Here is a 25,717-nt window from a genome sequence, read left to right on the forward strand (position 1 = left end):
AACTATAGTACTAAAAGGGTTTACCATACGGTAAACCCTTTCAATATACTGCTTGAGATTAACGTAATCTACAATTAATTTCTGCTAATGCATCAATAATAGCTTGAATATTACCATCAATATCGTCATCGTTCAGCGTACCGTCCATAGAGCGGAATTGCAAATTGTACGCAAGACTGCGGTAACCGTCCTCGATATGTTCCCCTTCATACACATCAAAGATAGATGCACTTTCTAAATATTCACCACCATGTTCTGTAATGATTGATAACACATCATCACTGGATACGGATACGGGTGCCACAATAGCGAGATCGCGACTGGTTCCCGGGAATTTACTGAAAGCTGTATAACGGAATGGCGGAATCGACAAAGATAATACTGCTTCCAAGTCGATTTCAAACATATATACCTTGCCAGGCAAATCAAAATTCTTGCTCACTTGGGGATGTAATTCACCATACTGAGCAATCATTTTGCCGTCTACAACGTATTGAGCGCTTACTCCAGGATGGAAATATGGTTCGGTACCGCGATTAACAGTATAGTCCTTGACACCAAGCTTAGCCAATAAACCGTCGATGATGCCTTTTACATCATAGAAATCTGTAGTGCGTTCTGCTTGGTTCCAACTAGCTTGGTTTACCTTGCCCATCAAGATACCGCAGGCCATAGGACGTTCGTGAGGAACTTCGGTTAACGGTAAAGTCTTAGGTTCATATACATTTGCAATTTCAAATAACCAGAGGTCCTTGTTCTGCTGCGCTATATTTCGTTGCGCCGCTTCGATAACAGCCGGCACCAATGTGGTACGCATATACGGAAATTCTTCAGAAATAGGATTCAAAATAGGAATCGCTGTATAACGACTATCACCTTCAGGCAACATCATATTGGCTAACCCGTCTTTATGCATGAAGCTAAAGGTAATGATTTGAGTCATGCCCATATCCGCCAATGTATGTGTCACCTTTTTAATGAGAGCTTTTTTAGGTGTCATACCGCCGGAGGATAGTACCGCAACAGGAATGGTCGGTTTAATATTGTCATAACCGTGAATACGAGCAATTTCCTCCGCAATATCAGGCATCACGGTCACATCTCCGCGCCATGTCGGAACAAGAGCGGACAATTGATGACCCTCTTCGGTAATCACAAACTCAAGAGCTGTCAAAATACGGACCATTTCATCTTTTGATATATCGGTTCCCAAGTAGTCATTAATTTGTTCTACTGTGAAAGTAACGGTACGTTGTTCTACAGGATTTTTATATACATCGATAACGCCTACATCAACTTTACAAGTAGGACAGATCTGCTGTAATAATTGAGCTGCTCTGTCGATAGCATAGGCAGTGTATTTATGATTTACACCACGTTCAAAACGACCGGATGCCTCGGAACGCATGCCGAGAGCTTTTGCCGTGCGGCGAATAGACGGGCCGTTAAAGACGGCGGCTTCCAATATGACCGTAGTAGTTTCATTCGTTACTTCACTATCAAAACCGCCCATGATGCCCGCAACGCCTACCGGACGTTCCGCATCGGCAATGATGAGCATGGAGTCATTCAATTCGCGCTCAGAACCGTCAAGTGTAACCAGAACTTCTCCATTTTGAGCACGTCTTGCCACTAATTGATGACCTTTTACATGGTCATAGTCATATGCATGCATAGGTTGACCAAGCTCCAACATAACGTAATTTGTCACGTCTACCACATTGTTAATAGGGCGAATACCGCTGTTACGCAAACGGTTTTGCATCCACAATGGAGAGGGTTCAATGGTCACATTTGTAATTATACGGGATGTAAAACGGGTACAAAGATCATCAGCTTCGATGGATACAGATGCTTTACCTTCGATGGATTCACCGTTTTCATTCACCATGATAACGGGAAACAACGCTTTTTGATTTGTCATCAGACCGAACTCGCGAGATAAGCCAACCATAGAGAAACAATCTGCACGATTTGCGGTAAGTTCAAATTCATATACTATATCATTCAGGCCCAATACGTCTTTTACATCAAGACCGATTTGTGTATTTTCCGGAAAAATATAAATGCCTTGCGCTTCTTCGGGCAACACTAAGTCGCTGGAGATACCGAATTCTGCAACAGAACAGAACATACCTTCAGATACGACACCACGTAATTTACCCTTTTTAATTTCCGTACCGTCCGCTAAGCGAGATTTATGATATGCTACAGGTACGATTTGACCTACCGCAACATTAGTAGCAGCCGTTACAATTTGCTTTGTAACAGGTTCGCCTTCTTCTGTTAGGCATTCTACTTGACATACTTGTAATTTATCCGCATCCGGATGTTTAGTAATCTCAATGATTTTACCGGTATAAATTTTCTTAATGCCCTTATCCATAACAATGACATCTTCTACAGGAATACCCGCTTGTGTCAATTCATCGGCCAATTCCTGGGCGGGACGAGTCATATCCACAGGCACGTATTCATTCATCCACTGTAAGCTTGCTTTCATGAGTTCCTCCTAAAATTGTTCCAAGAATCGTACATCATCTTCGAAGAATAGACGTAAATCGTTAATGCCGTATAAAAGCATAGCAATACGCTCTACGCCCATCCCAAAGGCAAAGCCTTTGACCTTTTCAGGATCATAACCGTTCATGCGCAACACATCAGGATGAACCATACCGCAGCCTAAGATTTCAAGCCAACCGGTATGGGAGCATACACGACAGCCTTCGCCGCCACACATAACACAGGAAATGTCCACTTCGGCAGATGGTTCTGTAAACGGGAAGAAGCTTGTACGGAAGCGCACTTTTGTTTCATCCCCATACATATGACGCAAGAAAGATTCAAGGGTCCCTTTCAAGTCGGCAAATGTAATGTGCTCATCGATAATAAGCCCTTCCACTTGATGGAATACTGGGGAATGAGTCGCATCGTAATCCCAACGATATACCTTACCTGGTGCAATCATGCGGATTGGACTGTTCGGTTCATGGCGTTGCATTGTACGAGCTTGTACCGGAGAAGTATGCGTACGTAACAGGAAGTTTTCTGTAATATAGAAGGAGTCCTGCATATCGCGTGCAGGATGATCTTTCGGCAAATTAAGGCATTCGAAGTTATAGTAATCCTGTTCAATCTCCGGCCCCTCTTCAACGGTATATCCCATTTTCATAAAGAAGTCTTCAATCATCTCATTAACCGCGGTTAATGGATGAATATGACCGGATTTCGGTGCGCGACCAGGCAAAGTAATATCAATGCGTTCTTGTTCTAAACGGGCATTTAGCTCAGCTGCTTCCATGCGGGTCTTAACCGCATCGATTTTAGCCTCTAATTCTTCACGTACGGCATTAACGAGAGCGCCCGCCTTAGGGCGTTCTTCCGGGGATAATTTACCTAGCCCTTTTAATAAGGCCGTTATCTCACCTTTTTTACCCAAATATTTAACGCGTATATCTTGCAACGATCGTTGATCTGTCAACCCTTTAATGGCATCAAGGGCTTCAGCCTTAATCCGTTGTAGTTCTTCTTTCATTCAAGCATCCTCCTATAGTACAAAGTTCAAACCTCATTATACCAAATCAGGGTTGTCCTCTTCAATAAAACGCCATGGTAAATCAGGCAACGGCTTTTCTTCCAAGACATAAAATGTACCCCTTGCCAAATGAACGAGTTCTCCGAGTTCATTATAAATACGTGCCGTCGCAACCATAGTGGTTTTACCGTTATGTTCTACATTAGCCACACCGCGTAATAATGTACCGCCTGTAACAGCTTTCACATAATTGCCGTTAATATCGATTGTACTCACGGATTTTCCTAAGGTAAAACAGGATGAGCCCATCAAACTATCCGCAAAACCGATGCAGACTGCGCCATGCAGATGGCCTCTAAAATTACAGTACTCCGTTGCATTCGTTTGTAATGTCATTTCGATATGACCGGCCTCAACAGCCGTAACCTCCGAATCTTTCACCCAAGAAAAAGGATTTTGCTCGCGCAGTTCGTTAAAATATTCTAATAAGCTCGTCGCCATGGGATTCTCCATTTTCAATTTACAATACGTTTTAAATAAAATTTATTTCTACTCAATACACATATACATTCTTTCGTTGATGGAACTTGAAGTTTTTCCATCAATATAAAATGGTGCGTTACGTAATCATTGTATCACGCAACGCACCATATGCGAATAGCTACCGTGTAAACAGTAGATCATTTATTCATAATGTAATGCATCAATAGGGTTCAATTTAGCCGCTTTACGGGCAGGGTAAATACCGAAGATTAACCCGATAGCCATGGAGAAGCCGAAGGATAAGAAAATCGTCGGAACGGATATAACCGTATGCATACCGGATGCCGTACCGATCAATTTAGATACGCCGATACCGAAGGCAATACCAATGAGACCACCCATCAAACTGATAACGACGGCCTCGATTAAGAACTGTGTAACAATTACGCTGTACGTCGCCCCCAGAGCCTTACGTATACCGATTTCTCGAGTACGCTCCGTTACGGATACAAGCATGATGTTCATGATGCCGATACCGCCTACTACGAGCGAAATCGCCGCTACAGCACCTAAGAACAATGTAAATGTCCCGGTTGTCTCAGCTACTGTTTCCATAATAGATTTCATATTTTGAACATTAAAATCATCCAAATTCGTATCCTTAATATTATGACGAACACGTAATAAATTTTCTATATCCGCCTGTAATCTATCGATACCGTCATCATCCTTAGCTACAACATACAACATACGTAGGTAGTCAACACCTTCCACGCGTTCCATTGCCGTTGTATAAGGTATTAATATCGTATCATCTTGGTCATTACCCATTGAGCCGTTCCCTTTACTATTGAGGACTCCGATAACACGGAACGGGATGTTTTTAACCCGAATCTCCTGTCCGACAGGGTCTTCGTCGGCAAATAGATTTTTCACCACCGTCTGACCTACAACCGCTACACGTTCACGGTTTTTTACATTCTTATCGGAGAAAAAACGACCGGATGCCATTGACCAGTTATTTACATCCTGAAAGTTCGAGTTAACGCCTGACACGGATGTGGTCCAGTTTTTATTCTGATAAATCACCACATACGAATTATTAGTCATCGGACTGACAGCTTTCACACCGTCTAGCTTGGCAATCGCTTCATAGTCGGATATTTTTAAGGACTTCATGGACCCTGCCGAAGGTCTAACCCCCGGGGTACGTGCAGCCCCCGGCATAACTACCAGTAAATTGGAACCCAAACTGGAAATAGACTCTTGAATGTTCTGCTTTACACCATTACCGATTGATACCAATGCAATAACGGCGGCTACACCGATGATAATACCCAGCATGGTCAATATAGACCGCATTTTATTAGCGACCAAGGAGGCCCAAGCCATTAAGAAACTTTCTCTATACATGAGGCACCTCCTCTACCGGAGTCATATTTGAATTAATCGAATCCTCCACAATTATTCCATCTTTGAGAACAACATTACGACTTGCATACGTTGCAATATCCGGTTCATGCGTTACGAGAATAATTGTTCGCCCTTCAGCATGAAGGCCACGAAAAATATTCATGACATCGATGGTCGACTTGGAATCGAGATTCCCTGTGGGCTCATCGGCCATAATGATTGAAGGGTCATTCGCCAACGCACGGGCAATGGCAACACGTTGTCGTTGCCCACCAGATAATTCGGACGGCAAGTGATCCATACGGTCTCCGAGGCCGACGGATTGTAATAACAAAGAAGCCCGCTCATTTCGATTTTTCTTGCCTACACCAGCATAAATCATAGGCAATGCCACATTTTCAAGAGCTGTTAATTTTGTTAGCAGATTAAAACTTTGGAATACAAAACCGATCTGTTTATTTCGCACAAACGCCAATTCATCATCGGATAAGGTGGCAACCTCATCACCATTAAGACGATAAGAACCGGTCGTAGGGCGGTCCAAACAGCCGAGAATATTCATAAAGGTGGATTTACCGGAACCAGATGGCCCCATGATGGATATAAACTCGCCCTTATTGACAAGTAAATCAATGCCATGCAAAACAGGAACTGATAATTTGCCATTCACATAGGTCTTTGTAATCCCTTGTATATCAATTACTGATTGATTCATAAGCACCTTCTCTTAGAATGGTCCGCCTACATTACTCTTTGGTGCGGTCACATCACCGCTCACGATGATTTCGTCACCTTCAGACAAGCCTTTGAGAATTTGTACATTCGTATCTCCGGTTACGCCGGTAGATACAGCTGTTCTCACAGGTTGACCATCTTTAATAACATATACATATTCCCCTTGCTTATCAGTACGTACAGCTGTTAGAGGAACAACTAATGTATTCTTTATATCATCCCCGAAAATAGTGGCCCTCGCTGTCATTGTCGGCAAGAAATTACCCGCTATATCCTGAGGTATGGCAACTTTTACGGTATAGTACACTACACTCGTACTGGTTTTGCCTAATTCACCCTTTGTACCTTTAGCAATTTCAGATACATAGCCCGTAAAAGTCTCACCAGGTTTGGAGTCGACTGTAAACTCAACACGCGATCCGTTTTTAATATTTCCAATATCCGTTTCGTCCACTGTGAGATAAATTTCTAAATTAGATAAATCGGCAATCGTGGCGATAATCATCTGTGTCGAAATCCCCGTACTAATCGTTTGGCCCGCCTTCAAAGGGGTACCCACAACGGTACCGGCCATCGGAGCCGTAATGGTGGCATCGCTCAAATCAGCTACAGCTTTATCATATACAGACTTAGCACGTTCATAGTCAGTAACGGAATCATCATATTTCTGTTGTGCAATCGCATTCTGATCAACCAAGGCTTTATAACGATTCATATCAAGTTCAGCCTTTGACATTGCTGCACGTGCATCGTCGACAGTGGCTTGTAATTGACGCGTATCAATATACGCAATAACCTGACCGGCTGTAACTTGGTCATTTTCCTTAACCAATACTGATTCAAGCTTGCCGGCTACATTTGTGGATACATCTACATAGTTGACAGGATTAATTGTCCCTGTTGCGGAAATACTTGTTTTAACATCACCTTTTTCAACTTTACCCGTAGTATATAGTTTTTGTGATTGACTCGCATCATCGCTGTTAATGTAGTAATAAACACCGCCACCGAGTACACATAGTACTACAGCACCGGTAATAATACGTTTGCGATGTTTTCTAAAAAATTCTTTCATTCTTATCTCCTTATAGAAAAATGAAGAACTGATTATATTCATGAGAATCTATAGCCAATCAGGCTATGTCTATCGGTTTTAATCAATTATACAGTACTATTGACTTTTACACAATATAATTTTATTGAGATAAAAAATGACCCTTCGAGCCATTAACTACTTAAAATAGACAACAAAGTATATTGTTCTTCATTGATTGGAAACTGCAATTTTTCCGCTTCCTTATAAGATATAGTACGAATATGACCATCAATATACCCGATTAAACGATTATCTACGCCGCTCATCAATGTATTAATACATACCTCACTCATACGGGCGGCTAAAATCGCATCAAATGCGGAAGGTCCGCCACCACGTTGTAAATAACCTAGAACAGTCAAACTCGGGTCAAATTCCGTATGATTTTTTATAAATTCTTTTACTTCGCCACTTTTGTAGGCACCTTCTGCCACAAGTATAACGCTATACTCCTTACCTCGCAATTGAGTTTCCTTCAAATGGCGGCAAACTTCATGAAGCGGCATCGGATTCTCAGGTACCAGAACGATTTCAGCGCCACATGCAATCCCGGACTGCAAAGCAATATGTCCGGCCTTGCGGCCCATTACTTCCACAATGGCTACCCGCTCATGAGAGTTCGATGTATCGCGGATATGCCCGACCGCATCAACAACAGTATTCAGTGCCGTATCAAATCCGATGGTATATTGCGTACCGCCCATATCATTATCAATAGTACAAGGAATTGTCATCGTTGACATACCGTGTCTTGATAAGCCCTGTGCACCGCGCATGGAACCGTCACCACCTATGACGATCAGATGATCGATACCATGACGCTTCAATATTTGATAAGCGTTCTCTTGCAAAGATTCATCTTGAAACTCAGGATACCTTGCCGTTTTAAGCATTGTACCGCCCTGAGTGATAATTCCGCCAACATCGCGAGCCTGTAGAGGGAATATAGCCTCTTGTATAATGCCAAGATACCCCCGTTCAATGCCGAATACTTGAAAACCTTCATGGATTGCTTTTCTTGTAACGGCCCGAATGGCGGCGTTCATTCCCGGTGCGTCTCCACCGCTTGTTAATATTGCGATTTTTCTCATATCCATTACCCCCTCGTGGTATATCTTGTTTGGATATAGCATCTGATGGAATTGTATTATCTTTGGATCGACGCCTTGCTTTAAATTGTACCGCAGATGTTTCGAGCGCCTTTTCGATTCGCTGCATAAAATCAAAAGTTCGACCGTTTGTCGTATCTAATACATAGTCACACTGTTTATATACAGGTTTCCAGGATTGTATCATGGTATGAACAAAAGAATTCACATTTGTATAATCCATCGTCGGTCGTTTACCGATACGGCGATTAACACGACTTACAATACGAAATTGTGCTGCGCGAATACCGATGATATAGGAATATTTTTTCAATATCTTTAACGTACGATGTTCTATCGGAAAGTTTCCGCCTACTGAAATAACAGCTTCATGGTATAAGCATACCTTTTTTAAAACATCCATTTCAGCACGGCGAAATGCTTTTTCTCCGATTTTTTTATAAATATCTGCAATGGGCAAGCCAAAACGATCTTCCAATACGCGATCGGTATCTACGAATTGCCAGCCTTTTCGTTCCGCCAGATTGCGACCGAAGTGACTTTTTCCACTTCCCATAGAACCGATGAGCATAATATTTCGTTTAATTATCATGTATAGTGAGCCCCTTATCATTTCATATCTTTCATTTTACTATAATTCCATGTAAAAACAAAGATAGACCCTTTGGATATAACTCACCAGGGTCTATTTCTATTCATTATCTATAAAATTATAATAACATAAACGAATGAAAAAAGGCTTGAGTCTATTTATCGGACTTTATCATACATTGCACATATACAACATTGCCCTTCCGCTCAATATCTGCTATTTCTATATGATGTTGAGATTCTGCTTTCTCGACTGAATTCAACCAATTAAATAGACTTTCCGTACTGCCCAGCAACGTTAATTCCAGCATCTTTTCATGTTCCACCGTACTCACAATCATTAAGGGTTCGCCTCGCAAAGATTCCAATATCTGTTCATAAGACGTATCTTCATATTGAAACCGCATCAATAACTCGGCCTCTTTAGAGGTTAAATAATCAGATTTAACCTGCATATTTATAGTATATAACTCCATCTGCTCCGCTATGGAATATTGATGATTATAAAAATATACATATCCATATAGACAGACTCCGCTAAGGATTATCCAAAGCAGAAGCGCTCCCATGATTTTCTCCACCGGTAGCGTTGTGCTCGCCTTCAGATCCATCCATATGGAATGTATATTTTCCTTTATTCGCTTTAACTGTTCCATGACACTCAATTTTCGTCAATCGATGTTGAACATTATCCAAAAAAGCTCGACACCGTTCATCACTTATGCCCTCTCCATCAATGGATATATGCCCATTCTTATACGCAAGATGATTTAAACTTATTTCTTGATTCATCGCCAGATCTAATATACAAATTATAACGGCATTATGTGAAAAACCTTTATCGCGTTGCAATATTTGATTACGCAAAGACATTACCGTATCATACTTTTGCCGTACGTCCACATACTGTCTATTATTTTTCACATCACACCACTGACCTACCTGATTCCGATAAGACTGATATGAAGTGATACATAAATAGATCGATATACAGCCTAACAGGAAAAATACAACACTTAATATATACCCTAAATATCGATACCTATGCCAAAAACTGTGCCATTGCAAAGAACGGGGCATAAGATTGATTAATTCATTATTACCATCCCTGACCAATCCACTTTAACCCCCTTGCCGCCATGCCTATGGCCATATCCCAATCAAGACATCCGATCTGGCATCGATTCCGGCCACGTCCTAACAATAGCAGAGGTATATATTCTATATCACCATACATATCTACAATAGAATTCAATTCACGCCATTTCTCCGTAGTAAGGTCTTCAGTTCCATAAAAATGAACTCCTTTAATTTCATCTATACCGAACTGCTGTAATTTCTCCTCGAGTCTTAAAATAGCCTCTTTTATATCTGATTCCGTTATAGGAACGATAACGTCCTGTACAGATACATCCTTCCACCAAGCCCATAAATGCATACCTTCCGGCTCTACAATCCCGGTTATGATTCCACTGCGTTGCATATAACTGTAACATATCGGTATAGGCCACCCATCAATAACATCTACCGGCGCATACGTATCCCGTATCCCCTGCTTCAATAACTCCAAATCATGCCGATCAACAGCCACCATGAACATGTAATAATTATGTCGTGGATATTCTCGACGACATGCATCCATTTGAAAGCAATCGCCATCAAAATCAAAATAGTCATCCACATTCCATTTAATAAATTCCTTCACATCAAAATCATGCGGATCATAAGCGGCCATATGCATTTGTGTCTTTATATCCGCAACAATACTATACTCTCCGTCATCTAAATCATAAGTTTCAATAAAATTTGCTACATCTTCATCAATGGAGCCGGTTCGTTTCATTTCAAGCGCATCGGTAATTACCATGGTTTTATTTTCAATATGTGCCGTTACACCGACGATTCTCTCATCGGTTACACATAGTCCCGCATGGACCTTTTTCTTTTCTTTCATATGTTCTCCTCAGTATGGTTTTATAGAAACTACATGCATATGATGATTTGTATCAACCGTAACATACATATGAATTCGACTGCTAATTTCATACGATTTTATCCTGCCGTAACTGATTACATGTCGTGGTATATCTTTACGCTTATCAGCCTCAATATAAATCGTGCAATCCTTATCATCAACAACCGATAACGGCTCATTAAAATCCCATCCATTCCCGGATTTACAATAGCCGACAAACCAGTGTGCTCCCCGTTCAGCTGCATAATGAGCCTCTTCAAGATGTAATTCATCCATTGTATTACTTTCACATATTTGACCTATATGAAGCCCGGTAAAAGCCACCAGCAATAAAAAAGTCATCGATAATATAGCCACATATGTAATGAATCCCGCATTATAAGTCTCTGTGTTCACTATCGCCCTCGTTCTCATCATGTATATACCAATTAAATATCGTCCCTCGACCTGTAGCCACTTCATAACCGGCTATACCGCCATAGCCCTCGGTATATGATTTTTCTTTAGCAAACCGATTATTAATGAACCAATGTAAATGAACCACACCGTACTCATCCATCGCAAATCCTTTATCCCGCGTATGATCTAAATGTCTTTTATCCGCAGTTCCGATAATGCGACTACCGCTGACAGGTTGTAAACTGCCGTCCGTTAGTTTACGATACAATGCATGTCGACGAATAACGAATGTAGTTCTTTTATTATCATGAATCATAAGGCTTTGATTGGCATCCTCAACCGTTACAGGAGCCTTATTCCACATTATATGGGCTACTACCATACGTCGTGTATAACGACCATCCTCCATCATCGATACACTATCAAGCAGCTTGGCATCCCACATGACAGCATAGAATATGACGCTCAACAGAATCGACAATATAATTGTAGAGATGGTTATACTGATAACAGTTGAGTATAAAATAAAGCCTGCTTGTTTATTTTTTTTTAAGACCCTTCTCATAATACTTACAATTCATATATGCATCCTTTCAAGAATATAATTCATATCCATACAACTCATAGGTTATATACCTAGTTTCAATGTTCAATATCCGTACACAATGTATAAACAATGTGTCCGTTATCTAACGCCTGTACGGTTATATGCTGCATAGGAACACCTTTTATATCAATAAGCGCAGCACCTTTTCTGTAAGTTATGTTCATCCCGTTACTGATAATAAACTGTGACGGATAATCTCCGGCGGTAACATGTCCCGTTTTATAATATTCACACTTAGCCTCCTCCAAATATGTAAGAGTATCTTGCAAAATATGATCCCAATAGTAAGCCCGTTGAACAGAAAGACTTGCTAACCAGAACACGGACAATACGACGGGCAAAATAAATAGGATGATCATGGCTGATGCAAGTGCATCTCCATATAGAAAACCCGAATCAGTGAATTTCCTCCCACCGTATACGCCCCGTTTGTACAGATATCCAGATGCGATTTTTCTCACCACTTTCCTTATCTAATAAAACTATTTCCGTCTCATCATACGGTAAACCGAAAGCGGAAAAGGAAATCGTCGTTAAGGACCTCTGACTTTCAATTGACGTTGGTAACTGTATATCAACGGTATGATGATACATATCTTCCGCAATGGTGTATTTATTCTTATGCAGTACAAATGTCATGTGACCCAAGCGATTGGACTTATGCCCCAGCATAGACCAAAACTGTACCTTTTTAATCATACATACGACCTCTTGTGTAGCTCCATTAAGAGTATAACGAGACGGCGTCGTCATCATAGGCATAGTTAGCGTGGCAATGAGTATTACTAAACCGATGGTAATAACCCACTCCACAAGTAGAGCACCTACCCTTGGCCCTTTAAGCTGACGAGTATCCATCTATACAATACCTCCATGTAACTCCCGCAGTGTAATGCACACCATCCGCCAAAGCATAGAAAGGGACCAAACGGTATATATCGTTTCTTATAGCCGCTCAGTAAGAGATAGAGTGAACCTGAGCAAAACGCTATGTAGAAGAAACAGATTAATTCCCACGGCGTCAACCATGTAGCGATAGCACAAAACCACTTTACATCACCTAGGCCAAATCCCTTGTGACTGATATAGCGTATAAGTAATGTAATGAGGCCAACTACACAAACACCTGTAAGAACGTTCACTAAACTATAATCATTTATATAGCTGTATATACATCCTCCTATGGCAAGAATAACTGCACCTTCATCAGGCAGTATATAGTAATGCATATCGATGGTAGCACCTGCTAAGAGTATGAGTGAAAACACTGCATATAAAGCAACGTGAATATAAGATACTGCCTGTATACAAAACCATAGAGGGAGCACTATGGATGCTACATATATAACTAACGCGATAATATACTGTGTCCCTTTCATAAGCCTATCCTTATCAGACAAATACGAACTTACACATTATTGAAACTTAACAACATACAATCATCTTTACAATTTCAGCCATCCATCATGGTGTATTTGGAGCGGTAACGACGACAGATTTACCTGTATTACCGCTTACCTGTTCATAACTGATAGTATATTCCTTGCCTTTTGATGTTTTTACATGTTCCGTTAAATACCCTTCCTTATATAGACTTTCAACAGTCGGCGGTGTCTCTATGTTCTTGTCGATCATATACAACTGAGTGGCATTTTTAATAATCTGAATATCAGCAGTTTCCTTAGCCGCTTTAGCTTTATCCGCCGCGCTCATAAACTGTGGCATCGCAATGGCCGCCAATATTGCAATAACAGCAACCACCACCATTAATTCCACCAAGGTGAAACCGCCTTCGCGCGATCTTTTAAGGTCCTGCTGAACATGACCTAACTTCAGATGACTCACAACCCATTGACTACAGCGATGTAATCTTTCATCAACCGTATTGACAAACCGTAACATGTAATTCATACTATTCTCCTTTTCATTTCACACAAAACTTTTTTCTTTACGATAACAATTGTTACTCCTAATCAAAATAAACCTGCATAAATAACGATATGTCGCTCAATATCCGCTGAGAGATGAAATTGACGTAAACAACGGATACATAACAGATACGACGAGTACAGCTACACCAATCCCCATAACCGTTAACAGAATAGGCTCCAACAGTCTCTCCAAACGCCCTATATACTTTGCCAATATCAACTCGTAATAGCGACCGCAGTGATTCAACATCGTTACGAGCTCGCCGCTTTCCTCTCCGATAGATACCATTTGCCATATGAAAGTATTCCCTATATGTGCAGCTTCTAAACTTTCACATAAAGAGTGACCGCTTAACAGTTCTCTTTTCACGTATTCACTGCATTCACGACCATATAGATTAGGCCATAAAGGTTGGGTGATCTCTACAGTTTGAATAATAGAAAGCCCCGCCTCCAACAACAATGCCCAAATCTTGAGCATACTCGTATAATACATACAGGTTAACCATTGATGACGATGAGCCAGTTGCCATAACCTACGATGTACTGCATGACGTATACGATTTTGTTTATAGCCCCACAGGATACAGACGGCACCTAGGAAATGAATACCTATTGCCATTACCGGATGATCCTTTAACCCCTGTCCTAATGCAAATAGAGCTCTAGTCATCATCGGCAATTCAATATGCATGGTCTCAAACACCTTCTGAAAGGACGGAATGATAAACAATACGGTGACAAAGAAAAATAAATTCATCAGAACCAAGAGAAATGCCGGATATGAGATAGCGCTGATAATCTTTTGACGCAGTTGCCGCTCCCATTCATAATGATGTGAAATATACCGCAGACTCTCTCCTAACGTACCCGATGCCTCTCCGCTCTCAAGCAGAGCCAATGCGATAGGCGGACAACCTTCATTCCGAAACGCCTGAGACAAAGGTTGCCCTCGCTCAATTGATTCGTAAAGAGCCCTGTACACTAGTGCTCTACGACCATTACATAGCAAATGCAGAGCGCGTCTCAAAGGAACACCGGACTCTATCAGTAATCCCAACTGATAAGTTATATCGGCCACCACTTCATGACTCCATGATTGCACCTTTGATTTTTCTTTGCGGTTAATACGATAAATCCGGAATCCGTCACGTTTTAACCGAAGTGCTATTTCTCGTTCGGATTCACCCCACAATACACCTTTTACGGTTTCATCCGCATCATTTCTTACTACATATTCATATGCATCCATGCTTACTCCTATGACAATTGCTGATCGAGTAAAGAATGTAACTGCTGATATCCACCGTATTGAGCTTTTACATCGCGCACCGACATTTCCAACGTCTTCATGGGCATCTGTGTTTCCTGTATGGAAACAATTTGCGGCTCTTTTCGCGTCCGTATAAGATTGGCCACCGCATGCGTATTTAATAAAATATCTCGAATCGTAATGAACTGCTGGTTCCACCGTAATAACCGTTGACATATTACTGCACGTAACACTTGAGAGATTTGACTACGCACCTCTTCTTGTTGTTCACTTGGAAAAAGTGAAATCATTCTATGTACAGCCATTACAGCCCGTTGTGTATGCATCGTAGCCATTACCAAGTGACCCGTTTCAGCAGCATGCAAAGCCGCCTCCAGGGTTTCCCGATCACGCAGTTCGCCTACCATAATCACATCAGGATCTTCACGCAGCGCATCCCGTATTCCTGAGGACATAGAGATGATGTCACAACCCAATTGGCGTTGATGGATAAGGGATTTCTGCGCAACAAACTCGAACTCGATTGGATCCTCCAGTGTAATAATGTGTTTTTCCATCGTTTGATTAATATAATCAATGCAACACGCTAAGGTATAACTTTTACCGCTACCCGTCGGGCCGCATACCAGAAGCAATCCGTCATGAGCGGCACATAAATTTTGCAATAACTTGCCTTCACCGGTATCATCCAATCCCAATTTATGATGGCATAAAAGTCGCAACGTGCCGCATATGATGTGATTGGCACGATATAAATGAACCCTGATTCGTACGCCGCAGCAGGAGCATGCTTCGTCTAAAGACTGCCATTCGTCAGTTTCTATACCGCATCGCTGTAAGATATCCTCAATGAGTTCGGTTGTACAAATCGAATGTGTCGGCTTTAATCCGTCTCCACTTCGCAAATAAATCAACTGTCCACATTGTAAGTGAATATCTGTAGAAGATTTATCCAAAGCTTGCTGCACAATACCTTCAAGATCAACTATCTCACAACAAAAGTCCACAACGATGCACCTCCTCCAAAGATGTTATATGTCTCTGCACTGCATCATTTGCGGAGTCCTCAAGAGATAATAATAGATGAGACGCCAGATTATCCCAATCAGCCTCATTAAGAGGTATCTCCAAATACTCAAATAAAGCAGTTCTATCATGATATACAGTTCCATCAAAACGTCTGACTAAACGCTGTGCGACGGCACCTATTAAAGTAGCCCGAATCAAATAGGGCTCCACGCCCATATCCATAAGCCGTGTGACAACGCCCATAGCAGTATTGGTGTGAATTGTAGAGAGCACACGATGTCCTGTCAAAGCCGATTTAACGGCTAATTCGGCAGTCTCCCGATCTCGAATTTCTCCAATCATAATCGTATCCGGATCCTGACGCAGTACTGAGCGCAGCCCTTTGGCAAAAGTAAAACCGATTTTCTCATTAATACCGATTTGAATGGCACCTTTAATTTCCGCCTCAACCGGATCTTCCAGACAGATGAGCTTCGTTTCACGTAAATTAAGCATTCGCAACATAGAATATAATGTGGCTGTTTTACCACTGCCCGTAGGACCGCAAATTAACATGAGCCCATACGGTCTTTGCAGTAATTTTTTTATATGTTCAAAAATATGCTGCGGCATACCTAACGCTTCAAGACTTTTATGGCTCCCTTCATTTCCCATAAGACGACACACTACAGTTTCACCATACAGACTGGGGAGTGTGGAAACGCGCATCGTTACAGATTCATTGCGATGCTTCCATACCCACCGTCCATCTTGAGGTAATCGCTTCTCACTGATATCAAGAGCGCTACATACCTTAATTCGATTTAATACGAGATCCGCCTCCTCATCAGGCAGTGTCATATGCGTCTGTAATAAACCATCTTGACGAAACCTGACATACACACCTTCTTCCATCGGATCAAAATGAATATCGCTCACATTATGTTGCAAAGCACATAGAATAATATCATCCAACGTTACATCTACATACATGGTCACCTCCTAAACCTTGCGGTATGTTTTTACCTCACCCTAACGTATGGCGTATATTGTTTCGACACAATATCTTAAATTCCTCTTTTATTTCTAAAAATCCACGAAGCGAAAAATTATAACTTTCACACAAATAAAAAAGCGCCCCGAAGGGCGCTGGTATCAGCATATTCTTGCCTAATACTGTTAAACGGAACTGAATTTAACAGTAACTGGGTAATTTAAGTTATTATATCTGTTATTTTTTCAAATTATAAAAGACATCATTACCTTTATATTGAGCTGTTTCATACAGCATTTCTTCAATGCGCAACAACTGATTGTACTTCGCAACACGCTCAGAACGAGCCGGTGCACCTGTTTTAATTTGACCGGCATTGACGGCTACTGCAATATCTGCAATGAAGGTATCTTCAGTTTCACCGGAGCGATGAGATACAACACATGTATAACCGGCACGTTTAGCGAGTTCCATTGCATCAAAAGCCTCTGTAAGCGTACCGATTTGATTTACTTTCACCAAAATGGAATTGCCTACACCGAGTTCAATGCCTTTTGCCAAACGTTTTGTATTCGTTACGAACAAATCATCTCCAACAAGTTGCACACGACCACCAAGGCGGTCTGTCAATAATTTCCAACCGTCCCAGTCTTCTTCGGCAAGACCGTCCTCGATAGATACGATTGGATATTTGCCCACAAGGTATTCGTAGAACTCGACCATTTCAGTTGCAGTTTTAACTTTACCTTCTCCGGCCAAGTTATATTTTCCGTCTTTATAGAATTCAGAAGATGCGGAATCAAGTGCCAATTTAAAATCTTTTCCGGGTTCATAACCGGCAACTTTAATAGCTTCACAAATAACCTCTAACGCTTCTTCATTAGATGCCAAATTTGGAGCAAAACCGCCTTCATCACCTACAGCAGTGCTCAAACCTTTTTTATTCAACACAGATTTTAATGTATGATAAACCTCTGCACAACTGCGAAGGGCTTCACTGAAAGATTCAGCCTCTACAGGCATAATCATGAATTCCTGAATATCCACATTATTATCAGCATGAGCGCCACCGTTTAAAATATTCATCATCGGCACAGGTAATTCTTTTGCATTAAATCCGCCCAGATACATGAATAACGGCAAGTCCAGAGACTCGGCAGCGGCGCGAGCAACCGCCATGGATACACCTAAGATGGCATTAGCACCGAAATTGGATTTATTTTCCGTACCATCTAGTTCCAGCATCAGATTATCGATAGCCACCTGTTCTGTAGCATCATAACCGATAAGAGCAGGTCCTATTTTTGCATTTACATTATCGATGGCTTGCAATACGCCTTTTCCGTTATAGCGATTTTTATCACCATCCCGTAATTCTACAGCTTCAAACATACCTGTGGATGCTCCGGATGGAACAGCCGCAGTAGCAATAGTACCATCCTCCAAACATACTTCTACTTCAACGGTTGGATTACCACGAGAATCCAAAATTTCTCTTGCCACGACTTGCTCAATTACTGCCATGTTGTCACCTCATATAAAATACTATTATCAAAATACAGATGTATCATTTCTATAACCCAGAAATTCAATTCACCTGCGTTCATATAAAACAATATCTGCCTTATTAAGATTTACGTAATAAGCTATGCCCCGTCATCGATGCAGGTTTATTAATTCCGGCTAAATCCAGCAATGTCGGCGCGATATCACAGAGCTTACCCGCTTCTAAATGGTCTGATTTATGTTCATCACTGACCAAAATGAGCGGTACCAGATTCGTTGTGTGTGCCGTATGAACCTTACCGGTTTCATGATTCACCATAACCTCCGCATTCCCATGATCCGCTGTAACCAGTAAATGTCCATGTTTACTGCGAATGGCCGCTACAATTCGTACCAAACATGAATCTACAGCCTGAACGGCTTTAACCGCCGCCTGAAAACTGCCCGTATGTCCGACCATATCAGGATTCGCAAAATTAAGAATGATCATATCATATCGAGACGATTCAATAGCCTCTACGACACGATCCGTCACCTCATAAGCGCTCATTTCCGGTTGCAGATCATAGGTCGCTACCTGCGGCGACTTCACCAAGATTCGATCTTCACCATCAAAAGGTTCCTCTTTACCGCCATTAAAGAAGTATGTCACATGAGCATACTTTTCCGTCTCCGCAATGCGTAACTGACGATAGCCGCCCATACTCAACACTTCCCCCAGTGTTTCCGGCAACGTATCCTTTTCATACACGATATGTACCGGCAAGCCGTCTTCATACTTTGTCATTGTTGCCATATAAATGGACAACGGTTCACGCTGAAAGCCGTCAAATTCCGGTAATACCAATGCTTTGGTGAGTTCACGTCCCCGGTCGGGACGGAAATTACAGAAAATTACCGCATCTCCATTTTTGATGGTTCCCTCATGATCAATAACGGTAGGGATAACAAATTCGTCCGTCACATCTTTATCATAAGACTGTTGTACCGCTTCACAGGCGGATGCTGCCGTTTCACCTTGACCATTCACAATGGCATTATAAGCCAATTCTTCACGGTCCCAGCGATTATCACGATCCATTCCATAATAACGCCCGCTGACTGTGGCAATCTTACCGCAATGAACATCCGCCATATAGGATTCTAACTCTTTCAGGTAAACCTTCGCACATTGTGGTGCCACATCGCGACCATCAAGCAGAGCATGTACATATACCCGCTCAATGCCATTATCATGAGCACCTTTAATGACCGCTTTAATATGCTCTAGCGAACAGTGGACATTACCGTCAGAAACAAGACCGATAATGTGAAGACTTTGCTTTTTAGCCACTTTATACAATTCCTTTATAACAGGACGCTTGTAAAAGTCACCGGATTCCACATCTTTTGTGATACGTGTCAAATCTTGATATACGATACGACCGGATCCGAGGTTTAAATGACCAACCTCAGAGTTTCCCATCTGTCCATCCGGCAAGCCTACAGCAAGCCCTGAAGCCTCTAATGTTGTATGAGGATACATATCCCATAATTGATTAAAACAGAACGGCTTCGCCTGTACGACAGCATTGGTCTTATCTAATTGATCCCCCATGCCAAAGCCATCCAAAATAACCAGCATAACCGGGGCCTCTAATTTAGCCATTTTAATACCTCTTATCAGACGTCCGCCATATTAGCCGCCTTAATGATTTCTACAAAGTCATCCACCACGAGGGATGCACCACCTACAAGGGCTCCATCGATATTAGGCTGCCCTAAAATTTGTTTGCTATTATCCGATTTTACACTGCCACCATATTGAATGCGCACTCTATCCGACACATCATGACCATATACGGATCGGATGTAATCCCGAATGGATTTACATACAGTTTCCGCTTGAGCTGCCGTCGCCGTTTTACCGGTCCCGATGGCCCATATAGGCTCATACGCAATAATCAACTGGCTCACCTGTTCTTTAGGAATATCCTGTAACGCGCCTTTCAATTGAGACGTTATCCACTCCAATGTGTGTCCCGCTTCGCGTTGCTCTAAGCTTTCACCGACACAGACAATAGGTATCAAATTATGACGAAAGGCACTCTTAATTTTCGCATTCACAGTTTCATCCGTTTCACCATAATATTCACGGCGTTCAGAATGACCGATAATCACATAAGATACCCCCACCTCTGTGAGCATAAGCGGAGAAATCTCACCGGTAAAAGCACCCGCATCATGGTAGTCCATCGTTTGCGCCCCTACTTCAATCGCCGTGTTTCGCGTCAATGTAACCGCACGTTCAAGGGCTGTGAAGGGAGGGCATACCACCACATCACAGGACAGATCCATACCTTCTAAGACGTTATTGAACGCTTCAATTAATATAGATCCTGATGCGATTGTACCATTCATCTTCCAATTTCCCGCAATAATAGGTTTTCTCATATTATGCCTCAGTCAATGCAGCAATACCCGGTAGAATCTTGCCTTCCAGGAATTCAAGCGATGCACCGCCACCGGTGGAAATATGACTAATCTTATCTGCTAAACCACTCTTTTCAATAGCAGCCACAGAATCACCCCCGCCGACGATAGTCATCGCGTCAGATTCAGCTACAGCTTTCGCTACCGCATTAGTACCGGCTGCAAAGTTTTCCATTTCAAATACGCCCATAGGGCCATTCCAAATAATCGTTTTCATCGGGGCCAATGCCTCTGTGTAAAGTTCACGTGTTTTAGGTCCAATATCTAAAATCATCCAGCCATCCTCAATCTGATCCACATCGACGATTTTAGTATTAGCATCATTACTGAAAGCATCAGCCACCACCGCATCTACAGGTGTTAACAGTCTAGCACCTGCCACACGTGCTTCCATCACAAGATCTGTCGCAATCGCTTCCTGCCCTTCTTCAAATAAGGAGTTGCCGATATTACAGCCTTGAGCTTTAATGAAAGCATTAGCCATGCCGCCACCGATGATCATTACATCCACCTTAGGCAATAAATTCGAGATAACAGAAATCTTATCAGTTACCTTAGCACCGCCTATAATAGCCGCCATAGGTGTTTTAGGATGTACAACAGCTGCGCTTAATGCATCGATTTCTTTTTTCAATAAGAAACCTGCACCCATAGGAATATAATCAGCAATACCGACTACAGATGCCGCATTGCGATGAGATACACCGAAAGCATCATTGATGGCCACATCGGCCAAAGACGCCAACTGTTTTGCGAACGCAGGATCGTTTTTAGTTTCTTCGTTGTGGTACCGCAAATTTTCAAGCATCAACACATCACCAGGTTGTAACGCTTTTACAGCTTCTTCCACCTTTGGCCCGATACAATCATCCACGAATGCTACTGGCTTATTGATGAGACCAGATAAATGCTTAGCACATGGGGCCAAGGACATTTCCGGTTTGCGTTCCCCCTTTGGGCGACCGAAATGTGATGCGAGGATAACTTTTGCGCCCTTTTCAATCAGATAGTTTATCGTCGGTAAAGCACTACGAATACGCGTATCATCAGTGATGACACCGTCTTTCATAGGCACATTAAAATCAACACGTACAAATACTGTTTTATTCGCTACTTGTAAATCCTCAATTGTCTGTTTCATAAAAGCCTCCCGATTATAAGCCTTTACTTGCCACGAATGCAGCCATATCGATAAGACGTTCAGAGTAGCCCCATTCATTATCATACCAGGAAACAATTTTCACCAAATTACCGTCCATAACCATCGTCAAATCAGCATCAACGATGGAACTGCGTGGATCAGAGCCGAAATCACAGGATACCAATGGCACATCGGATACGCCAAGGATCCCCTTTAATTCTCCGGCAGCAGCCTTACGGAATGCTTCGTTGATTTCTTCTTTAGTAGCCGGTTTTTCAAGTTCGCACACGAGATCAGTGGCGGATACATCCGGAGTCGGTACACGCAATGCGAAACCGTCAAGTTTGCCTTTCAATTGAGGCAATACCTTAGCCACAGCCTTTGCCGCACCGGTTGTAGTAGGGATGATAGACATGGCCGCCGCACGGGCACGACGAGGATCTTTATGACGCGCATCAAGAATTTTCTGATCGTTAGTATAGGAATGAATTGTTGTCATCATTCCGCGTTTAATACCGAATTCATCGCACAATACTTTAGCAAATGGAGCCAAGCAGTTTGTTGTGCAAGATGCGTTAGAGATAATATGATGTTTTGCAGGATCATACATATCCTGGTTAACGCCCATAACCATCGTTAAGTCTTCGTTTTTACCAGGTGCGGAAATCAACACTTTTTTAACAGTCGGTTGATTCAAATGAACCTTTGCTTCCTCAGCATCACGGTATTTACCGGTACATTCCATAACGATTTCTACGCCTTCTTCAGACCAAGGCAATTTGGAAGCATCACGGTCGTGGAATACACGAATTTTCTTACCATCAACATAGATGTTATCATCATCAAATGTTACTTCATTAGGAATTGTGCCATGTACGGAATCGTATTTTAACAATAATGCGGTACCTTCATTGTCCCCGGTTGCATTAATAGCCACTACTTCCACATCAGGATTGTTAATCGCTGCACGTACTACACATTTACCGATACGACCAAAACCGTTAATACCAACTTTTACTGCCATCGTTAGATCCTCCTAAACAAAAATATAAAAATTTATAGTCTAAATACCTTAAATTATATATATTACAATTTCCTATAAAGCAGGAATCTGTAATAATTGACGCATACCTTCAGCGGCCTGTTCATCGATAATCAGAATGCCTTTTTTACAAGCCCTCATAACTCCGATAATAGCGCCGGCTTTATCTTCGCCTCCCGCTACAGCGATGACATTAGGCACCTCTGCAACATCCGGCAAAGACAAACCGATATTATTTGTTGAATAAATTAAATTGCCTTCAATATCACAGTATTGACCTAAAGCCTCACCTACCGCATGATTTTCTACTAATATTTGACGAATATCATCCCCGATATGACGCTGATCCGCCATGCGCATGGCCGTACCGATACCAAACAGCAACACATCAGTCCTATTGATGAGATCCCCAATCTCCTTAATTTGCGGTTCACAGGTCATGAGCATATGTAATGAATCCTGTGAAAGTCCATCTGGTAAATGAAGCATCTTATAGGTTCCGCGAAGACGTTCAGCAAGTACCGAAGCGATTACATTTGCTTGGTATTCTACAACCTCGCCGACACCGCCTCGAGCCGGCACTACCGTAGGCTCCAACGGTAAAAGAGGCATCTCCTCCGCTAATGCCGCCATGGTACTACCACCGCTGATAGCGACAACAGCATTTGGCTTTAACAGCTTCTGTAATAATTTTGAAGCTGTATAACCCAACTTTTTCACCATTAATGTCCCATCTGTAGGTGTAATGATGACTCGATTAATATGAAGCGCCTCAGTCAATCGATGTTCCAATTCACCGATACGATCCAATTCATTCAAAAAATTTCGTAACTTAGGAACAATTGCTTGCCCCTCGTCAGTGAGATAAATCCCAGGTTTATAAATATCCACCAAACCATTGGTGCGCATCAGTTCAATATGACTTCGTACGGTACGCTCCGGCAAATCAGTGACCGCCGCCAATGTTCTTCGCCCGATAGGTTCTTCATAAACAAGATGATTTAATATTTTGTATCGTTCCTTTAAGACACTTACAATTTCAGGAACAATACGTTCACACACCATTAGAAACTCGTTCATCGGGCTCCTCCTTTACCCTTTGGCAACCGTTTGAATTATTTCGTCCCATGTGAACAAAATTTGTCCCACTCAAAATAAAAAAACACTTTTACATTTGTATTGTATACCCTATGTAGATTTTATTCAAGTAAAAAATAAAAAACGAAAAACGCTCCGAAGAGCGTTTTTTACTTGAATAATTATTTTTTTAAATGATTAGGATACTCTTCAAAAGACTTTAATTCCATAGGGTTTAGTTGATAATCCCCATTTACCTTATTAATATCTTCAATAATAATGTCTGCTTTAAATTCAGATAAATCCGACTGACAATAGCGGCACTTAATAGCTTCCTTACGAATAAACTCACCGCAATATGGACATTTCTTGAGATTATTATCTTTAACCATAACACTATCATTATCATTAAGTGAAATAGCATGAATTAACGCAACTATCCATAGTAAATTACTATATATCAACCATAAAAAAAAGGAACGTCCTTTTTTATTCGCAATAATTGCTGGTATTAAAAATAAACCAGCAATCACAGGAATCATTGACATAGGTTTTGTCCATATTGGATGATAAACAAAATCCATGTACCCATCAACAACAATACAAGAAATAATAAACCCCAATATACATTTTATAATGATCATCTTAATATCCCCCTACAAAATTCCCCTTATTTTGTACCGAAGATGCGATCGCCGGCATCGCCTAAACCCGGCAAGATATATCCATGATCATTAAGTTTTTCATCGAGTGCGGCTACATAAATAGGTACATCAGGATGTTCCCTATTTACAACTTCAACACCTTCAGGTGCGGCTACCAGGCACATGAGTTTAATATTCTTTGCCCCTTTTTCTTTCAACAAGGTAATCGCTGCAGCAGCGCTACCACCTGTTGCTAACATAGGATCTGTAACGATAAAATCACGTTCACCTATATCGGTCGGCAATTTACAATAATACTCTACAGGTTTTAATGTTTCAGGATCGCGATATAAGCCTATATGCCCTACTTTAGCCGTAGGAATCAAGCTTAACATACCGCTTACCATACCAAGTCCGGCACGTAAGATAGGAATGATACCCAGTTTTTTACCTGCAATACGTTTACCAATCATTTTAGTTAACGGTGTTTGCACCTCCACATCTTCAAGCGGTAAAGTACGGGTAATTTCATACCCCATTAGTAAAGTGATTTCATCAAGTAATTCTCTAAAATCCTTAGAACCTGTTTGTTCATCACGCATCAATGTAACTTTGTGTTGAATCAACGGATGTGTCATAACATTAACTTTCATGACGGTCCTCCTATAAAAACAATATACTCAGTT

The 25,717-nt window shown here is 41.6% G+C and carries 28 protein-coding genes; all 28 read right to left on the reverse strand.

Annotated elements, in window-relative coordinates; translation table 11 throughout:
• Positions 1 to 58: 58 nt before the first annotated feature.
• The 28 genes from pheT to upp all read right to left on the reverse strand — a co-directional run bounded on the left by pheT (position 59) and on the right by upp (position 25,684).
• Entirely contained in the window at positions 59 to 2,503 is a 2,445-nt protein-coding gene (pheT, locus tag VEHSUH05_RS07705; protein ID WP_105091233.1) for a phenylalanine--tRNA ligase subunit beta, read from the reverse strand.
• Between the two features lie 9 nt (positions 2,504 to 2,512).
• Positions 2,513 to 3,535, reverse strand: a complete 1,023-nt coding sequence (gene pheS / locus VEHSUH05_RS07710; RefSeq protein WP_038115334.1) for a phenylalanine--tRNA ligase subunit alpha — start codon at positions 3,533 to 3,535, stop codon at positions 2,513 to 2,515.
• Between the two features lie 36 nt (positions 3,536 to 3,571).
• The gene (locus VEHSUH05_RS07715) at positions 3,572 to 4,036 is read right to left on the reverse strand and encodes a PaaI family thioesterase (RefSeq protein WP_038115336.1); all 465 of its coding nucleotides are present in this window, start codon (positions 4,034 to 4,036) and stop codon (positions 3,572 to 3,574) included.
• Between the two features lie 183 nt (positions 4,037 to 4,219).
• Positions 4,220 to 5,431 (reverse strand): ABC transporter permease, encoded by a 1,212-nt coding sequence (locus VEHSUH05_RS07720; protein ID WP_038115338.1) that lies wholly within the window; start codon positions 5,429 to 5,431, stop codon positions 4,220 to 4,222.
• Complete coding sequence (locus tag VEHSUH05_RS07725) at positions 5,424 to 6,146, reverse strand: ABC transporter ATP-binding protein (protein WP_105091234.1); 723 nt, start codon at positions 6,144 to 6,146, stop codon at positions 5,424 to 5,426. The genes VEHSUH05_RS07720 and VEHSUH05_RS07725 overlap by 8 nt, the downstream gene beginning before the upstream one ends.
• A gap of 12 nt (positions 6,147 to 6,158) precedes the next feature.
• Positions 6,159 to 7,241 carry an efflux RND transporter periplasmic adaptor subunit gene (locus VEHSUH05_RS07730; protein WP_038115343.1) on the reverse strand — a complete coding sequence of 361 codons (1,083 nt, stop codon included), beginning with the start codon at positions 7,239 to 7,241 and terminating at the stop codon, positions 6,159 to 6,161.
• Positions 7,242 to 7,393: 152 nt separating this feature from the next.
• Complete coding sequence (locus VEHSUH05_RS07735; RefSeq protein WP_038115345.1) at positions 7,394 to 8,308, reverse strand: ATP-dependent 6-phosphofructokinase; 915 nt, start codon at positions 8,306 to 8,308, stop codon at positions 7,394 to 7,396.
• Positions 8,265 to 8,963 (reverse strand): shikimate kinase, encoded by a 699-nt coding sequence (locus VEHSUH05_RS07740; protein ID WP_038115348.1) that lies wholly within the window; start codon positions 8,961 to 8,963, stop codon positions 8,265 to 8,267. The genes VEHSUH05_RS07735 and VEHSUH05_RS07740 overlap by 44 nt, the downstream gene beginning before the upstream one ends.
• 154 nt (positions 8,964 to 9,117) lie before the next feature.
• Complete coding sequence (locus tag VEHSUH05_RS09435; protein WP_245875949.1) at positions 9,118 to 9,417, reverse strand: hypothetical protein; 300 nt, start codon at positions 9,415 to 9,417, stop codon at positions 9,118 to 9,120.
• Between the two features lie 82 nt (positions 9,418 to 9,499).
• Positions 9,500 to 9,865, reverse strand: a complete 366-nt coding sequence (locus tag VEHSUH05_RS09440) for a hypothetical protein (RefSeq protein WP_245875950.1) — start codon at positions 9,863 to 9,865, stop codon at positions 9,500 to 9,502.
• 196 nt (positions 9,866 to 10,061) lie between these two features.
• Positions 10,062 to 10,916, reverse strand: coding sequence for a hypothetical protein (locus VEHSUH05_RS07755; RefSeq protein ID WP_038115352.1), 855 nt, complete (start codon positions 10,914 to 10,916; stop codon positions 10,062 to 10,064).
• Between the two features lie 9 nt (positions 10,917 to 10,925).
• A complete protein-coding gene (locus VEHSUH05_RS07760) occupies positions 10,926 to 11,333 on the reverse strand; it encodes a hypothetical protein (protein WP_038115354.1) in 408 nt (135 codons plus the stop codon).
• On the reverse strand, positions 11,314 to 11,901 hold the full coding sequence (locus VEHSUH05_RS07765) for a hypothetical protein (protein ID WP_038115358.1): 588 nt from the start codon (positions 11,899 to 11,901) through the stop codon (positions 11,314 to 11,316). The genes VEHSUH05_RS07760 and VEHSUH05_RS07765 overlap by 20 nt, the downstream gene beginning before the upstream one ends.
• A 77-nt stretch (positions 11,902 to 11,978) precedes the next feature.
• Entirely contained in the window at positions 11,979 to 12,302 is a 324-nt protein-coding gene (locus tag VEHSUH05_RS07770; RefSeq protein WP_038115360.1) for a hypothetical protein, read from the reverse strand.
• A gap of 37 nt (positions 12,303 to 12,339) precedes the next feature.
• Positions 12,340 to 12,801, reverse strand: coding sequence for a hypothetical protein (locus VEHSUH05_RS07775; protein WP_105091235.1), 462 nt, complete (start codon positions 12,799 to 12,801; stop codon positions 12,340 to 12,342).
• On the reverse strand, positions 12,768 to 13,322 hold the full coding sequence (locus VEHSUH05_RS07780) for a prepilin peptidase (protein WP_054673595.1): 555 nt from the start codon (positions 13,320 to 13,322) through the stop codon (positions 12,768 to 12,770). The genes VEHSUH05_RS07775 and VEHSUH05_RS07780 overlap by 34 nt, the downstream gene beginning before the upstream one ends.
• Before the next feature lie 85 nt (positions 13,323 to 13,407).
• Positions 13,408 to 13,854 (reverse strand): competence type IV pilus major pilin ComGC, encoded by a 447-nt coding sequence (locus tag VEHSUH05_RS07785; RefSeq protein ID WP_105091236.1) that lies wholly within the window; start codon positions 13,852 to 13,854, stop codon positions 13,408 to 13,410.
• Positions 13,855 to 13,950: 96 nt separating this feature from the next.
• Positions 13,951 to 15,126, reverse strand: a complete 1,176-nt coding sequence (locus tag VEHSUH05_RS07790) for a type II secretion system F family protein (RefSeq protein WP_105091237.1) — start codon at positions 15,124 to 15,126, stop codon at positions 13,951 to 13,953.
• 8 nt (positions 15,127 to 15,134) lie between these two features.
• Entirely contained in the window at positions 15,135 to 16,154 is a 1,020-nt protein-coding gene (locus VEHSUH05_RS07795; protein WP_054673599.1) for a type IV pilus twitching motility protein PilT, read from the reverse strand.
• Complete coding sequence (locus VEHSUH05_RS07800; RefSeq protein WP_054673602.1) at positions 16,138 to 17,148, reverse strand: GspE/PulE family protein; 1,011 nt, start codon at positions 17,146 to 17,148, stop codon at positions 16,138 to 16,140. Before VEHSUH05_RS07800 ends, VEHSUH05_RS07795 begins: the two co-directional genes overlap by 17 nt.
• 238 nt (positions 17,149 to 17,386) lie before the next feature.
• Positions 17,387 to 18,673, reverse strand: coding sequence for a phosphopyruvate hydratase (gene eno / locus VEHSUH05_RS07805; RefSeq protein ID WP_054673605.1), 1,287 nt, complete (start codon positions 18,671 to 18,673; stop codon positions 17,387 to 17,389).
• Positions 18,674 to 18,776: 103 nt separating this feature from the next.
• Complete coding sequence (gpmI, locus tag VEHSUH05_RS07810) at positions 18,777 to 20,303, reverse strand: 2,3-bisphosphoglycerate-independent phosphoglycerate mutase (RefSeq protein WP_105091238.1); 1,527 nt, start codon at positions 20,301 to 20,303, stop codon at positions 18,777 to 18,779.
• Between the two features lie 14 nt (positions 20,304 to 20,317).
• The gene (tpiA, locus tag VEHSUH05_RS07815) at positions 20,318 to 21,088 is read right to left on the reverse strand and encodes a triose-phosphate isomerase (RefSeq protein WP_105091239.1); all 771 of its coding nucleotides are present in this window, start codon (positions 21,086 to 21,088) and stop codon (positions 20,318 to 20,320) included.
• Between the two features lies 1 nt (position 21,089).
• A complete protein-coding gene (locus tag VEHSUH05_RS07820) occupies positions 21,090 to 22,268 on the reverse strand; it encodes a phosphoglycerate kinase (protein ID WP_038115380.1) in 1,179 nt (392 codons plus the stop codon).
• Between the two features lie 13 nt (positions 22,269 to 22,281).
• Positions 22,282 to 23,292 carry a type I glyceraldehyde-3-phosphate dehydrogenase gene (gene gap / locus VEHSUH05_RS07825; protein WP_038115382.1) on the reverse strand — a complete coding sequence of 337 codons (1,011 nt, stop codon included), beginning with the start codon at positions 23,290 to 23,292 and terminating at the stop codon, positions 22,282 to 22,284.
• A gap of 72 nt (positions 23,293 to 23,364) precedes the next feature.
• Positions 23,365 to 24,390, reverse strand: a complete 1,026-nt coding sequence (locus VEHSUH05_RS07830; RefSeq protein ID WP_054673607.1) for a sugar-binding transcriptional regulator — start codon at positions 24,388 to 24,390, stop codon at positions 23,365 to 23,367.
• Positions 24,391 to 24,569: 179 nt separating this feature from the next.
• A complete protein-coding gene (locus tag VEHSUH05_RS07835) occupies positions 24,570 to 25,031 on the reverse strand; it encodes a zinc ribbon domain-containing protein (protein ID WP_105091240.1) in 462 nt (153 codons plus the stop codon).
• A gap of 26 nt (positions 25,032 to 25,057) precedes the next feature.
• Positions 25,058 to 25,684 (reverse strand): uracil phosphoribosyltransferase, encoded by a 627-nt coding sequence (upp, locus tag VEHSUH05_RS07840; protein WP_038115384.1) that lies wholly within the window; start codon positions 25,682 to 25,684, stop codon positions 25,058 to 25,060.
• Between the last annotated feature and the right edge of the window lie 33 nt (positions 25,685 to 25,717).

The organism is Veillonella denticariosi JCM 15641 (genome assembly GCF_002959855.1).
In the GTDB taxonomy this organism is placed as follows: domain Bacteria; phylum Bacillota; class Negativicutes; order Veillonellales; family Veillonellaceae; genus Veillonella; species Veillonella denticariosi.